General features: G+C 65.6%; 15 protein-coding genes. 7 read left to right on the forward strand and 8 right to left on the reverse strand.

Annotated features, from left to right (window positions below):
- Nucleotides 1–218 precede the first annotated feature (218 nt).
- Nucleotides 219–1,142: an MBL fold metallo-hydrolase gene (locus tag KF907_RS13020; protein WP_291221003.1), complete on the forward strand. Its 924-nt coding sequence runs from the start codon at nt 219–221 to the stop codon at nt 1,140–1,142.
- 163 nt (nt 1,143–1,305) lie between these two features.
- Here KF907_RS13020 and KF907_RS13025 read toward each other — a convergent pair whose 3' ends face one another.
- Both KF907_RS13025 and KF907_RS13030 read right to left on the reverse strand, forming a co-directional pair.
- Entirely contained in the window at nt 1,306–2,187 is an 882-nt protein-coding gene (locus KF907_RS13025) for a PhzF family phenazine biosynthesis protein (RefSeq protein WP_291221005.1), read from the reverse strand.
- Nucleotides 2,188–2,366: 179 nt separating this feature from the next.
- Nucleotides 2,367–3,506: an NAD-dependent epimerase/dehydratase family protein gene (locus KF907_RS13030; RefSeq protein ID WP_291221006.1), complete on the reverse strand. Its 1,140-nt coding sequence runs from the start codon at nt 3,504–3,506 to the stop codon at nt 2,367–2,369.
- 127 nt (nt 3,507–3,633) lie between these two features.
- On the opposite strand from KF907_RS13030, the gene KF907_RS13035 reads away from it, so the two are divergent.
- The 3 genes from KF907_RS13035 to KF907_RS13045 all read left to right on the forward strand — a co-directional run bounded on the left by KF907_RS13035 (nt 3,634) and on the right by KF907_RS13045 (nt 7,537).
- Nucleotides 3,634–5,514 carry an ATP-binding cassette domain-containing protein gene (locus KF907_RS13035; RefSeq protein ID WP_291221008.1) on the forward strand — a complete coding sequence of 627 codons (1,881 nt, stop codon included), beginning with the start codon at nt 3,634–3,636 and terminating at the stop codon, nt 5,512–5,514.
- Nucleotides 5,515–5,566: 52 nt separating this feature from the next.
- The gene (locus KF907_RS13040) at nt 5,567–6,955 is read left to right on the forward strand and encodes a M28 family metallopeptidase (RefSeq protein ID WP_291221009.1); all 1,389 of its coding nucleotides are present in this window, start codon (nt 5,567–5,569) and stop codon (nt 6,953–6,955) included.
- Nucleotides 6,956–7,054: 99 nt separating this feature from the next.
- Nucleotides 7,055–7,537, forward strand: coding sequence for a glutathione peroxidase (locus KF907_RS13045; RefSeq protein ID WP_291221011.1), 483 nt, complete (start codon nt 7,055–7,057; stop codon nt 7,535–7,537).
- Nucleotides 7,538–7,664: 127 nt separating this feature from the next.
- Here the strand turns inward: KF907_RS13045 and mtnC are convergent, their stop codons facing one another.
- From mtnC to KF907_RS13060, 3 genes are all read right to left on the reverse strand, one after another.
- A complete protein-coding gene (gene mtnC, locus KF907_RS13050) occupies nt 7,665–8,357 on the reverse strand; it encodes an acireductone synthase (protein WP_291221013.1) in 693 nt (230 codons plus the stop codon).
- A gap of 518 nt (nt 8,358–8,875) precedes the next feature.
- The gene (locus KF907_RS13055) at nt 8,876–9,445 is read right to left on the reverse strand and encodes a 1,2-dihydroxy-3-keto-5-methylthiopentene dioxygenase (protein ID WP_291221015.1); all 570 of its coding nucleotides are present in this window, start codon (nt 9,443–9,445) and stop codon (nt 8,876–8,878) included.
- Nucleotides 9,442–10,089, reverse strand: a complete 648-nt coding sequence (locus KF907_RS13060; protein WP_291221017.1) for a methylthioribulose 1-phosphate dehydratase — start codon at nt 10,087–10,089, stop codon at nt 9,442–9,444. Before KF907_RS13060 ends, KF907_RS13055 begins: the two co-directional genes overlap by 4 nt.
- A 115-nt stretch (nt 10,090–10,204) precedes the next feature.
- Between KF907_RS13060 and KF907_RS13065 the strand changes: the two genes are divergently transcribed.
- A complete protein-coding gene (locus tag KF907_RS13065; protein WP_291221019.1) occupies nt 10,205–11,695 on the forward strand; it encodes a DNA recombination protein RmuC in 1,491 nt (496 codons plus the stop codon).
- 177 nt (nt 11,696–11,872) lie between these two features.
- Here the strand turns inward: KF907_RS13065 and KF907_RS13070 are convergent, their stop codons facing one another.
- The 3 genes from KF907_RS13070 to KF907_RS13080 form a co-directional block, all read right to left on the reverse strand.
- Nucleotides 11,873–12,070, reverse strand: coding sequence for a hypothetical protein (locus tag KF907_RS13070; RefSeq protein ID WP_291221021.1), 198 nt, complete (start codon nt 12,068–12,070; stop codon nt 11,873–11,875).
- Between the two features lie 134 nt (nt 12,071–12,204).
- Complete coding sequence (locus KF907_RS13075) at nt 12,205–12,711, reverse strand: GNAT family N-acetyltransferase (RefSeq protein ID WP_291221023.1); 507 nt, start codon at nt 12,709–12,711, stop codon at nt 12,205–12,207.
- Entirely contained in the window at nt 12,708–12,980 is a 273-nt protein-coding gene (locus KF907_RS13080) for a type II toxin-antitoxin system TacA family antitoxin (RefSeq protein ID WP_291221025.1), read from the reverse strand. Before KF907_RS13080 ends, KF907_RS13075 begins: the two co-directional genes overlap by 4 nt.
- Before the next feature lie 287 nt (nt 12,981–13,267).
- On the opposite strand from KF907_RS13080, the gene KF907_RS13085 reads away from it, so the two are divergent.
- Entirely contained in the window at nt 13,268–13,525 is a 258-nt protein-coding gene (locus tag KF907_RS13085; protein ID WP_291221027.1) for a FitA-like ribbon-helix-helix domain-containing protein, read from the forward strand.
- Nucleotides 13,522–13,947 (forward strand): type II toxin-antitoxin system VapC family toxin, encoded by a 426-nt coding sequence (locus tag KF907_RS13090; RefSeq protein WP_291221029.1) that lies wholly within the window; start codon nt 13,522–13,524, stop codon nt 13,945–13,947. The genes KF907_RS13085 and KF907_RS13090 overlap by 4 nt, the downstream gene beginning before the upstream one ends.
- Nucleotides 13,948–14,148 lie beyond the last annotated feature (201 nt).

Genomic DNA, 14,148 nt, shown 5'->3' on the forward strand with positions numbered 1-14,148 from the left:
TGCAGAGCCAGAGCATCGCGACCGGCTTTCAACAGCCGAGGCGCTTTCCAACAGCCGAATGGCTGGTCATGGCTGGTCAGTCGCTCCCGCAAAAGAATGATGATCTTCAGTGGGAGCGGTTTCAGCCGCGATTGAAGGAGGTGACTTCCACCATCGTCGTGGCGTGCATCGCCGCGCTCCCCGTTACCATCACGATATCGCTCCCAGAGATCGTGCCCATGGACCACGCCCACGGCATCACCCGCATCGACACCGGCTTCTTCCGCGACGACTTCGACGCGGCCTGGCTGATCGTTGAGGACGGCCGCGCGGCTTTCGTCGATACCGGCATCAATGCCTCGCTGCCGCGACTGCTCGGTGCGCTCGAAGCGAAGGGGCTCGGCGTCGAGGCGGTCGACTGGGTGATCCCGACGCATGTGCATCTCGACCATGCTGGCGGCGCCGGCCAGCTCATGCGTCGCCTGCCGAATGCACGCCTCGTCATCCATCCGCGTGGCGCGCCGCACATGATCGACCCGACCAGGCTCATCGCCGGCGCCTCGGCGGTCTATGGCGCGGACGAAGTTCAACGCACCTACGGCGACATCGCGCCGGTGCCGGCCAAGCGCGTGGTCGAGGCGCCGGACGGCTTCACGGTCGATCTCGCCGGACGCAGGCTGCTCTGCCTCGACACGCCCGGCCACGCACGTCACCACCTCTGCGTGTGGGATGCACGCAGCCGCTCGTTCTTCACTGGCGACACCTTCGGGCTGTCCTACCGCGAGTTCGATACCGCGAACGGTGCCTTCATCCTGCCGACGACGACGCCTTCGCAGTTCGATCCGGGCGAGTTGCGCAGCTCGATCGACCGGCTATGTTCGTACGAACCCGAGGCCATGCTGCTCACCCACTATGGCCGCGTCACTGGCGTGCCGCGCCTTGCCGCCGACCTGCGCACGCAGATCGACGCCATGGCCGCGATCGCGCGCGAGCACAAGAGCGCGACGGATCGCCACGAACGCATCACCTCGGCCCTTGCCGACCTTTACGTCTCGCGCGCACTCGCCCATGGTGTCGATATGCCCCCAGACGCCATCCGCGAATGTTTGGCGATGGACATTGAGTTGAATGCGCAGGGACTGGGGATCTGGGTGGATCGCTGAAGGGCAGGGATTAGGAGCCTGCGCGGCAGAAGCCAACCGGGCTGCGAAGTCCTCCGCGCGGTCCATTTTCTTGGCATCCTCCTACATGGCAGGAGGTGCGAGGGCTCGAGAACCGCACGATGTTGCCAATACACGATTTTCGAGCCCTCGCCCCTCGCCCCTTCTACAAAAGCCACCGCGTGACCCCCTCAACCATCGTGCGCGTGCATCCACCCACCCACACCGCGCCATCCGCATCGATGCGCACGACGATGCGTGCGTCGTGGCCGATCTCGCGGCCCTGGCTGACGGTGTAGCCGCGGGCGAGCGTGCCGTGGGGTTCGGCTTCGGCGATCCAGGCGCCGATCAGGCCGTTGGCTGCGCCGGAGGCCGGGTCTTCGACAATGCCGACGCCGGCCGGGAAGGCGCGCACGCAGAGGTCGAACTCGTCGCCCTCGCAGCGGGCGAACGCGCACAGGCCGAGGCTGCCGCTGGCCTGCGCGAGCGCACCGATCGCGGCATGGTCGGGTTGCCAGGCGCGCAACGCGGATTCGCTGGCGAACTCGGCCAGCCACCAGCGTCGCCCCCCTTCGACGAAGGCCGGCGGCAACGCGCCGAGATCGACGCCGTCGAGGATGCCGGCGAGCAAGGGCTGCGCGTCGATGCCGCATGTGAGCACACGCGAGCGAGGCGACTGCACAGACAACCGGCGTGCATCGCCATCGCCCTCGACACGCACCGGCAGCAGGCCGGCCTGGCACTCCTGCACGAGCCGGCCGTCGCGCGGCATGGCGATGCCGGCCTCGAGCACGGCATGTGCGCTGCCGATCGAGGGATGACCGGCGAAGGCGATCTCGCGCTGCGGCGTGAAGATGCGCACGCGATAGCTCGCCTGCGGCGTCGTCGGCGTGAGCAGGAAAGTCGTTTCGACCAGATCGGTCCAGCGCGCGAAGGCCTGCATGGCTTCGTCGCTCCAGTCGTCGGCACCCACCACCACGCCGAGCGGATTGCCGCCGCCGGGGCGATGGCTGAACACGTCGAGCTGGAAGTAGCGGTGTGCGGACATGGTCGGCAGGGCAGGGATCGGGGCCGCGCAGCTTGCCTCAGAACCGCTCGCCCGTGAACGGGCTCCCACGAAAACCATATGCGCCGCAGGAGCCCCTTCAGGGGCGATGCTTTCCGTGATGCCAGACGTCTTCGTTGCTCGCCCGTAAACGGGTTCCTGCGGCAAAGCGCGAGGTTGCCTCAACCCGCGGCTTTGGCTTTCCACGCGTCCAGCAGGGTCTTTTCACGCTCGGGCGTGAGTCCGGAACCGAGTTTGGCCTGGCGTTCGGCCGGCAGCGACTTGAACCATGCCAGCGTATCGCTGGCAGTGGTCGCGAGCGGTCGGAAGCTGAGTCCGGTGGCGAGGGCGCGGCCGATGTTGCGCTGGCCGAAGCCGGCACTGTCGCCCTGGGCCGGAATCCAGACCGGCATGTCGCTCCATGGCGAGACTTTCTGTTCGGCGAGGAACGTCGTGGGAATCCAGTGCAGCGTCGCACCGGCGGTGGTGGTCGCGCGGATGCCGTGCAGCAGTGCGGCCATCGACATCGTGTAGTTCGGTCCGGTCGCATTGAAGACGCCGAACGTACGCGATTCGGCAAGGCGGATCATCCACTCGGTGAGGTCGCGGGCATCGATGACCTGCACGGGATCACTGCCGTCGCCGGGTGCGACCACGTCGCCACCCTGGGCGAGACGCACGGGCCAGTACGTGAAGCGGTCGGTCGGGTCGCCTGGGCCGACGATGAGTCCAGGCCGCACGATCGTGGCGGTGCCGCGGAACTGCTTGCGTGCCTCGAATTCACACGCGGCCTTGAGCGGGCCGTACAGCGCCATGTTCGCACGCAGGCTGTCACGCGTCTCCTTCATGACGTTGCGGCCGGTGTACTTGGCCAGCGCGGCATCCTCGTCGGCGTTCGGCGTGCCATTGTCGGCATAGACCGAGATCGTCGAGACGAACATGTACTGTTTGACCTTGCCCTTGAGTACCTTGGCGGCGTCGCGAACCCAGAACGGCGTGCTGGTCGGGTTGTCGATGCAGACATCCCATTCGCGCCCCTTGAGTGCGGCGAGGTCGCCCTTGTCACGGTCGCCGTTGAGGTGCTCGACACCCCCGGGGAGATCGGCCTGGCGTTGGCCGCGGTTGAACACCGTGACCTGGTGGCCACGTGCCACCGCGTAGCGCACCTGGTGCGGGCCGATGAAGCCGGTGCCACCGAGAATCAGGATGCGCAATGGTTTGATGGCCGGCGTGTCGGCGCGCAGCAGGCCGGGGCGTGCGGTCAGGCCGAGTGCGCCGGCGAGTGCGCCGAGCTTGATAAGATCGCGGCGACTGATCGGCATGGCGGGTTCCTCGTTGGTCGGATTCGGATGGCAGTGAAGCGGGTGCCGAGCCTGTCGTCGCCCGTGCGGGCCATACAGTGCCATCAGTCCTTCCCTGTCTTTCGTCATACCTCCAACCGGTTAGCAGATGGCCCTCGTCGAAACCCGCAAGCTCGACTACAGCGTCGGCGGTCCGTTGCTGCTCGAGGGCGTCGATTTCGCCCTCGAATCGCGTGAACGGGTCTGCATCGTCGGTCGCAACGGTGCCGGCAAGTCGACCCTGATGCGCCTGCTCGCCGGAGAAATCCGCCCGGACGACGGCGAGGTGCGCGTTTCGCCCGGTGTCGTGGTCGCGCGCCTTGCCCAGGAAGTTCCGCACGATCTCGATGGCACGATATTCGACGTCGTCGCCGCTGCACTCGGCGACATCGGCCAGTTGCTCGCCGAGTTCCATCGTCTCAGCCATGCGCTCGACGGCGAAGCCGACCTGCGCGCGCTGGCCGCCGTGCAGGCGCGCATCGACGGCGCCGACGGCTGGGATCTCGACCGCCGTGTGACCGAGGTGCTGGCGCGCCTCGAACTGCCCGAGGATGCGGCGTTTGCTGCGCAGTCCGGCGGCATGAAGCGTCGCGTCCTGCTCGCCCGCGCGCTGGTGCGCGCACCTGATGTGTTGTTGCTCGATGAGCCGACCAACCATCTCGACATCGAAGCGATTGCCTGGCTGGAGGAGCTCGTGCGTGGCTTCGCCGGCAGCGTCGTTTTCATCACCCACGACCGGAGATTCCTGCGCGAGCTGGCCACGCGCATCGTCGAGATCGATCGGGGCACGCTGACCAGTTGGCCGGGCGACTACGCAAATTACCTGCGCCGGCGTGAAGAGCGCCAGCACGCCGAAGCCCAGGCCAACGCCCTGTTCGACAAGCGCCTTGCTGCCGAGGAGGTGTGGATCCGCCAGGGCATCAAGGCACGGCGCACGCGTGACGAGGGTCGCGTGCGCCGGCTCGAGGCAATGCGCCGCGAACGCAGCGAACGTCGTGAGCGCACCGGCCGCGTGCGTCTTGAAATGACCGCCGCGCAGAACTCGGGACGCAAGGTCGTCGAGGCAAGAAACGTCGACTATGCGATCGGCGGACGCACCCTGGTGCGTGATTTCTCGACGACAATCCTGCGCGGCGACCGCGTTGGCCTGATCGGCCCGAACGGCGCCGGCAAGACCACGCTGCTGCGCCTGCTGCTCGGCGAACTATTGCCGGATAGCGGTGAAATCGAACTCGGCACCCAGCTCGAAGTTGCCTATTTCGACCAGCACCGCGCGCAACTGCGCGAGGATCTGAACGCGCTCGACAACGTCGCCGACGGCCGCGAGTTCATCGAAGTCGGCGGTACGCGCAAGCATGCGATCGGCTACCTGCAGGATTTCCTGTTCACGCCGGAACGGGCGCGTGCACCGATCTCGGCGCTCTCCGGCGGCGAGCGCAACCGCCTGCTGCTGGCCAGGCTGTTCGCAAAGCCCTCGAACCTGTTGGTCATGGACGAACCGACCAATGACCTCGACGTGGAGACCCTCGAACTGTTGGAAGAGCGGTTGATGGAATACCCGGGCACGCTGCTGCTGGTCTCGCACGATCGCGAGTTCCTCGACAACGTCGTCACCAGCACGCTCGCGCTCGAAGGGGAAGGGCGCATCGGCGAATACGTCGGTGGCTACAGCGAATGGCTGCGCCAGCGGCCACCATCTGCAGCGGCTCTCGTCGGTGCCGCGAAAGCCGCGCCGCAACCGGTCGGGGCCGCGCCGGTGCCCACTTCAGCGAAGCGCAAGCTCGGTTACCGGGAAGCGCGCGAGCTTGAGCAACTGCCGCAGCGCATCGAGGCGCTGGAGGCCCGCATCGCCACGATGACCGCCGCGATGGGCGACCCGGCCTTCTTTCGCCAGGACGGTGCCGCCATCGCCGCCGCGAATACCGAACTGGCGGCAGTCCAGGCCGAGCTCGATGCCGCCTATGAACGTTGGCAGGCGCTCGAGGCATGACGTTGCATCGACGTGGCTGCTAGGCTCTGCGTCCTGCTGCGAGGGTGGTTCCATGTCCATGACACGATTCCGACGCCATCTCCTTGCGGTCGCCCTGGCTCTCATTGCGGTGGCGGCTCACGCCGCCGATACCGATCGGCGCGCCGTTCTCGTCGACATCCGCACGGCGACCGCGGCCGAAGTCGACGCCTGGCGCACCGCGGCGGGCGTGGACTGGTGGCTCGAACTCGGCGACGAGCTGTTGCTATCGGGCGACGTGTCGGCGATGCGGCGTGCGATCGCACGCGATGTGGTCCTGCGTGATCTCGGCAAGTTCGAACCTCAGGATCTTGTCCTTCATGCGCGCGGCTGTGCGGTCGACCTGACCCCACCCGATCTGCTTGTCTATCCTGGTTCGCGCTACGACCTGCTGCTGCGTCCCGACGCTGCGCGCATGGCCGCGCTCGGCCACGGCGACCCGGCCCATGTCGGCGCTGATGAATGGGTCGAGGTACAGCCGAACAGCGTGATTGCCCGTCAGTACCGCTTCGAGCGGCCGCGGGCTCTGCCTGCCGATCCGGCGATCAGCATGCTGGTTGCCGAGGTCGATACCGCGCGCTGGTTTGCCGACGTTGAAATGCTGGCGTCATGGGATCGTTCCAGCTTTTCTTCCGAATTGGCTACCGCGCGGCAGTGGATAGCTGCGCGCTTCGCCGCGCTCGGTCTCGAGGTCAGCGAGCCGTCGTTCTCACTGGTATACGGCGCTACCACCTATACGCCGTCGAACGTCATCGGCCGGCTCGTCGGTGCGACGCGCCCGGACGACTGGGTCATCGTTGGCGGCCACTACGATTCGCGCAATGCGATCAACTCGCCGGCATATGCAGCCGATACTCCCGGCGCCGATGACAATGCGACCGGCTGCTCGGCGGTGCTCGAACTCGCGCGCATCTTCAGCCGCAAGCGCCCGGCGGCGACCATGTTCTTCATGTGCTATGCGGGCGAGGAGCAGGGTCTGGTCGGCAGCGGTGCGCATGCGGCGGGACTGCAGGCGAGCGGCGAATTGAGCAAGGTTCGACTCGCCGCGATCATGGACATGATCGGTTGGTCGCCGAACGCCACTTTGGGCGCCGACCTCGACACCACGTCGGCCAACCTCGCCACACGCAACCTGTTCGCCGATGCCGCACTGACCTACGTGCCGGAACTTGCGATTACGGTCAGCCCGCTGACCTGTTGCTCCGACCACATGCCCTACATCAATCGTGGACGCCCAGGCATCCTCAGCATCCATCGCAGCTACACCGGCTACGTGCACTACCACAAGTCGACTGACCTGCCGGCCAATCTCGGCAGCCACGCGCAGGCGATCGGCGGAGCGATCATGAAAATGAACGTGGCTGCGGTGGCCAGCGTGGCCGGACCGATGGATCGAATCTTCAGCCATGATTTCGACGATTGAGGGCAAGTGGGACGATCACTCTCGTCGGACCTGCCTGCCGCTTTCGTGCTGCCCGACCAACGTCAAACCAAACCTGCCAATCGTCCGGAGGCTTCAACGATGACAACCGTCTACGACTTTTCCGCCCGCGACATCGATGGCAACGAACGTCCGCTCGCCGATTTCCGCGGCGAGGCCCTGCTCATCGTCAATGTGGCTTCGAAGTGCGGGTTCACGCCGCAGTACAAGGGCCTGGAAGAGCTGCACCGGAAGTACCATGCGCAGGGGTTCAGCGTGCTCGGCTTTCCCTGCGACCAGTTCGGCCATCAGGAGCCCGGCGACGAGGACGAGATCCGCAACTTCTGCTCGCTGACCTATGACGTCAGCTTCCCGATGTTCGCCAAGATCGACGTCAATGGCAGTGGCGCACACCCGCTCTACCAATGGTTGCGCAAGGAGAAGCCGGGTCTGCTCGGCTCGACCGCGATCAAGTGGAACTTCACCAAGTTCCTGGTCGACCGCGATGGCGTGCCGCTCAAGCGCTACGCGCCGACCGACACGCCCGAGTCGATCGGCAAGGACCTGCCGGCGGTGCTGGGCTAGTCGTCGCGCAAGATGTCATATGACGCCAGCAGGAGCGCACCCTGTGCGCGATTGAGGCGTCGCGGAAAACCGATCGCGCACAGGGTGCGCTCCTGCGGGTGACGGGGGCGCGCGCAGGGTTCCCAGTCTACAAATCGGTTGGCTCGATCGCGTCGAAGCTCGTCACGCAGGGATGGCGCGCGTCGGCCGGGCAGCCGCCTGCATCACGGGCGAGTTGCACGGTGGCAAGGCCCGAAGCCTTCGCCGCGTCGAGTTCCTCGGCGATGTCGGACAAGAACAGGATCGCACCGGGTTCGACACCGATCGCAGTGGCAATGCGCGCATACGACGCGGCCTCGCGCTTGGCGCCGGTTTCGGTATCGAAGTAACCACTGAACAGCGGAGTGAGGTCGCCGGCTTCGGTATGGCCGAACAACAGCTTCTGCGCCGGCACCGAGCCTGACGAGTACACGTACAGCGCCAGGCCGCGCGCGTGCCATTCGCGCAGGCACGGCGCGACGTCGGCATAGACATGTGCGCGGAATGCGCCATCGGCGTAGCCGTCTTCCCAGATCATGCCCTGCAGCGCCTTCAGCGCGGTCGATTTGCGATCGGCATCGATCCAGCCGATGAGCAGGTCGATGATTTCCTGCTCACTGGCCGAGACGAGGCCGGCTTCCTTCGCTGCTTCATGCAGCCAGTGCTGCACCTCGGGCTTGTCGGCGTGGGTGACGACGAAGGCCGGCAGGCGTTCGCGCGCGAACGGGAACAGCACGTCCTTGACGAAGCTGATCGAACTGGTCGTGCCTTCGATGTCGGTGAGGATCGCACGGATCGTCATGGCGGCGCTCCGAGGGGAGGGGGCGCAAGATTAGCAGGCGTCGTGCATGGCGCAGGGAGGCGACGCGCGGGGCGAGGGCGTGGCAAGGATCAGGGCATCCCTGCGTGCGGATGCGCGCCGCGGTCGCCTCGATGTGGGTTCGTCAATCGTCCGGTCCGGCCATCGGTTGCCGTGCTTCAGCCGGCGTCGCGCCCAGGATGCCGACGTTGATGACCGTTTTGCGCGCCAAATTGCGTCTCATTAGTTCGAAGCTCACGGGAATCGCATCCGTTCCACAGCCGGATGGCGGTTTCCGTGGGCTCCAGACGGCACACCCCGTCCGTCTGGGGGGCGCGCCCGCATACCCCAAGGTGCGTGGCGCGCTCCGGTTTTTTCTTCGACATGCCTCGATCGGTCCGCCGTTGCGACGGAAAACGTTCCCGCGGGACTTTGCGTTCGTGGCTGCACCTTCCGCCACGATTCGACGATTCAGGACAACCACTGCCGCTTTCGCGCGGACGGCGCGTGCTGCCGGCGCATCACGCCGTCGTCGTCGCTGAGGCGTGTGGCAGCATGCGTGGAAATCGTTCCGCGATGGCGTCGCCGGTGAAGTTCGCCACCCAGCCGGCCGGGTTGTTGAACAGGCGGATCGCGACGAAGTACGGCGACTCACTCATGTCGAACCAGTGGCGCGTGCCGTCGGGTACGCCGATGAGGTCGCCCTGTTCGCAGAGCACGTCATAGACCTTGTCGCCGAGGTGCAGGGTGAACTGGCCAGCGCCGGCGACGAAGAAGCGCACCTCGTCCTCGGCATGGGTGTGCTCGCTGAGGAACTTGGCGCGAAATGCGGCACGCTCAGGATGGTCCGGAGTCAGGCTGACCACATCGACGGTCTGGTAGCCTTCCTCGCGCATCAGGCGATCGATGTCCTCGCGATAGGCGGCGATGACCTCATCCTGGCTGGCGCCGGGGGCGATCGGCTGGTTTGCCTGCCAGCGTTCGAAGCGCACGCCGGCCTTGCCCAATTCGCGGGTGATGTCGTTGAAGTCGGTGTAGGTCGCCAGCGGCGCGTCGCCGTGGTCGTCGCGGAAAATGCGCAAGCGGCTCATCGTGACAGTCTCCTCAGGTCCAGCTCGCAGTTCAGCAGGAACTCGAAGGCCTCGATATGGCGTTTGGCCTCATCCATGTCAACGCCCCAAGTGTAGATGCCGTGGCCGTCGATGAGATAGCCATGCAGCGGCTTGCCGGCATCCAGCCAGGCATCGACCCGGGCGACCAACTCGCTCATGTCCTGGGTGTTCGGGAACACCGGCAGGTCGAGCACGCTCTCGTGAGTCGTGCAACCGGCAATCGCCTTCTGCAGTTCCCATCCTTCGAAGCGCACCAGGCCTTCCTGCGCGTACAGCCGTGAGGCCACGCTCTGTGCACGTGAATGCGTGTGCAGGACTGCGCCGGCCCCGGCGAAACGACGGTAGATCTGCGTGTGCAGGGCCGTCTCCGCGGACGGACGCCGACTCGTGCCGACCGCTCTCGCATCGAGGTCGACGACCATGATGTCATCGATGCCCAGTCGGCCCTTGTCGCGGCCGGATACCGTCACGGCGGCATGCGAGGCATCCAGGCGCATCGAGAAGTTGCTGCTGGTCGCTGGTGTCCAGCCACGGCCGGACAGGTCGCGACCGGCGGCAGCGATGATTTCGGCGCATTCGCGCAGGCGGGCAGGGGCGTACGGGAGCGCGGTGGTGTCGGTCATCTGGCAGATGGCCATCCAAACGGGGGCTGGCAACTATACGTGACCAGGAACCTGGTCGCGCGCAATGAGACGCGGTCTGCGATCATCGGCACTTCGATCCGGCCGGTGGAGACCGATGCCCGAATTCCTGAACCCGTTCCTCGTCATCGCCGTGCTGGCCGGATTCGCGCTCGGCGCGCTCGTGTTCTTCTTGCTGGGGTTGCAGCGTGCGCGTGCGGCTGCCCTGCAGGCGCGCCTCGGCATTGAGCCCGAGCTGACTGCACTGCGCGAACAGCGCGATGGTCTGGAGCACCGTTTCAATGACCAGCGCAGCCAGCTCGAACGGCTCGAGCACGAGCGCAGCCATGCCGAACAGCGGCAGCAGGCCGCACTCGCCGTCGCCGCGGAACGCAAGGCCGAGGTTGAGCAGCTGCGCGCGCGTCTCGTCGAGGCCGATGCACGCCATGACGCAACCAACCGCGACCTGCGCGCACTTGCAGAGCGCCATGCTGCGCTGGAAGCCGGCAGCGCCGAGCAGGTGCGCGCCGCCGCCGACAAGCTCGCCTTGCTCGAACAGGCCGATCAGCGTCTGCGCGAGGCATTCCAGAACCTTGCCCAGCAGATCCTCGACGCCAAGGCCGAGCGCTTCAAGGAACAGAGCGCCGAGCAGCTCGGTGGCCTGCTGGATCCACTCAAGGTCCAGCTCAGGGAGTTCCGCGAGGCGGTCACGCAGACGCATGCGAATGATCAGCGCGAGCGCGGCATGCTGGTGCAGGAGATCCGTTCGCTGCGCGACCTCAATCAGCGCATCAGCGAGGACGCGATCAACCTGACGCGCGCGCTCAAGGGTGACAGCCAGCGCCAGGGCGCATGGGGCGAGATGGTGCTCGAACGCGTGCTGGAGGCATCCGGACTGCAGGCCGGGCGGGAATACGAACTGCAATCGAGTTTCACCGACACCGAAGGTCGGCGTCAGCGCCCCGACGCCCTCGTGCGCCTGCCCGAGAACAAGGTCATCGTGGTCGACTCGAAGCTCTCCCTGGTTGCCTGGGAGCGCTCGATCGCCGCGGCCGAACCGGGCGAGCGCGAGGCTGCGCTGCGCGAGCACCTGGCTTCGCTGCGCCGGCACATCGAGGGTCTGTCGACGAAAGACTATGCCGGTATCGACGGCGTGCGCACGCTCGATTTCGTGCTGATGTTCGTGCCGATCGAGGCCGCCTTCATCGAGGCCGTGCGCCTCGACAGTGACCTCTACGGCCACGCGCTCGCGCGCAACGTCTCCCTGGTCAGCCCGAGCACGCTGCTGGCCACGCTGCGCACGGTCGCTCACCTGTGGCGCATCGAGCGGCGCAACGAGAATGCGCTCGAGATCGCCAGGCGCGCGGCCAACCTGCACGACAACTTCGCCCTGCTCGCGCAGGACCTCGAAGGCGTCGGAAAGCAGTTGCGCGACGCGCAGGACGCCCATGCGCGTGCGTTGCGCCGCCTGACCGATGGAGGCAAGGGCAGCGTCGTACTGCAGGTGCGCAGCCTGGCTGAGATGGGCGTATCGACCAAGCGGACCTTGCCGGGCGGCCTGCTCGACGCGGCGGCGGCCGGCGTCGCCGAGGAGCCCGGCGAAGGCTGAATCGCGGCGCGTTGTTGCCTGCCTTCCCTTTTCCCCGCGCGCGGGGAGAGACGCTGCGGGGTATGCATGCCTCCCGATCATCATTGCCGAAAGCCGGACTGGCGATCTTGCTACTTCCGAGGGCGGGGCTGACTGGTCTGGCGCCGCCGGCGGCGTTCGACTCGATCTGCTCGAAGATCAGCCCTGAGCCTGCGCCATCTTGGCCATCCCGCCCTGCTTCGCGCGGATCTCCGCAATCAGCGGCAGTCCTTGCAGGTACGAGACGATCGGAATGCGGCGTTCGTCGGGCCGACCGGGATTGAAGATGAAGGTGCCGCTGCGCGTGGAGGTGAACTCCAGGCGCGCGGTATGCGGCAGCAGAGTGGCTGAGGCCACGGGCGACGGCCCCTGGCCGTTGAACTCGGGTCCGCCCGTCACCTTTGCGAACTGGCCGCCAGCAGCAGGAACCCACCGAAGCGACTCGGGGGCGACTCAATGTCGCGCTTGAGCGCCGTAGGAATCTCCGGCCTTCAGGCCGGGGAGGATGTCAAGACGGAATTCAAACGCAGCATCAGTGTCATCGGATTGAGCGGCGACGCCTGAAAACCATAGTGCTCGTAGAACGCCTTGGCGTGGTCGTGCAGTGCGTGCACCAGCAGCGCCCGGACACCAGCATTCTGCGAGACCATCACAGCGCGATGAACCGCGTCCTGTAGCAGCGCCCCGCCCAACTTGATGCCTTGGGCGCGATGGTCGATGGCCAATCTGGCAAGCACCATCACCGGCACTGGGTCGGGCATATTGCGGCGTACGGCGCTGGTGGCGGCTTGGTGCGAAACCGCCCCTGCGGCCATCGCGTAGTAGCCATGGACACGCCCGGCCTGGTCGGCGACGACGAAGGTGCGGCTTGCGCCGCTCAACTGGTTCGTCAGTGCCCGGCGCTTGAGCCATTCATCGAGACTGGCCTCCTCGCAGGCGAATTCATCCAGGATGTGGGTGGCCGCAAGGGGTTGCGGCGCGCTCAGAGCCAAACTCATGCCTCGCCGGTGTTCCAGGGCGCTTTGACGGACATCAGGCGTTCAAGCCCGGGGTTGGGGGCGGGAGGCGCATCCAGCATCGCTGTGAACTGCTTGAACTTGTCGGCGTCCAGGCTGAAAAAGACCTGATCCAGCACCACGGACTGAGCGCGCTCGCAAGCGGCCTCCAGCATGAAGTCCGAGCGGTTCTTGCCGAGCAGGCTTGCAGCGTGATCGATCAGATCACGCTGCTCGGGCAGCGCCCGCAGATTGATGGCGGCGTCACGCATTGGCATCTCCTATTTGCGCATACACAACAGATACACGCATTGTGGCGTGTCGTATAGCTGTTGTCGATACGCTTCATCAGGGTCTGCGTGCGGCGGGCGGGTTTGCGGGAACGCCCGTTTCGTACAGATGGGTACCCGTAAGCGGCAGGGCGCAGACCCGATTTCTTCATTGGGCATGTGGCTATCCATGTCACCACCGTTTACCAACTCCAAAACAAACGCTTGCGAGATGATATCAATAACCATACAATGATGCCATTGATAGCGTTACATTGGAGAGCTACCAAATGGCCACAGTGAATGTAAGAAACCTGCCCGATGCTGTGCATCGTGCGCTTCGCGTGCGTGCCGCACATCATGGCCGCAGCACAGAGGCGGAAATCCGCTTCATTCTGGAAGAAGCCACCCGGCCAACCGGGCGCGTCAAGCTGGGTTCGTTGCTGGCTTCCATCGCCCGCGAGGCGGGCGGCCTGACCGATAAAGAACACGCCTTGTTTGAGAGCGTGCGCGACAAGACGCCGGCAGAACCAATGAGGTTTGAATGATCGTCATTGATACCAACGTCATTTCCGAGCTGTGGAAGATTGAGCCGGATTCCAACGTGCTTGCTTGGGTTGATGCTCAGGCTATTGAAACGCTCTATCTGTCTGCCGTCACCGTCGCAGAGTTGCGCTATGGCCTTGCGACGATGCCCGAGGGCAAGCGCCGCACGATCTACCAAGAGCGGCTAGAGGATGAGGTTTTGCCGAACTTCGCCGGCCGCGTGCTGGCCTTCGACCTGGACACGTCCAAGACCTATGCCGAGCTGATGGCGCGGGCGAGGGCAGAGGGCAAAGCAATCGCCAAGGCAGATGGCTACATCGCGGCCACGGCCGCCGCTCATGGCTTGATCGTGGCAACACGCGACACCAGCCCTTTTGAGGCCGGAGGGCTTGCTGTCATCAACCCTTGGGAGGCTTCGCCATGAAGCAGCAGCACCAAGCCGCTTACACCCGTTTTTCCGTTTCGTGAGCGACGAATCATCACGCTGTTCGCGCTGTCGAACCTGTGGATGGTGCGAAAGACGTTGTTGGCGATGACAGGAGAGGTGCGTCCACAGGGAGCCGGATGAGGGTGCGCGTACGAAATGGCGGAAAAATGCCGCCGATTCCTCTTTCCAGACGCTATC

The organism is Dokdonella sp. (genome assembly GCF_019634775.1).
GTDB lineage: Bacteria > Pseudomonadota > Gammaproteobacteria > Xanthomonadales > Rhodanobacteraceae > Dokdonella.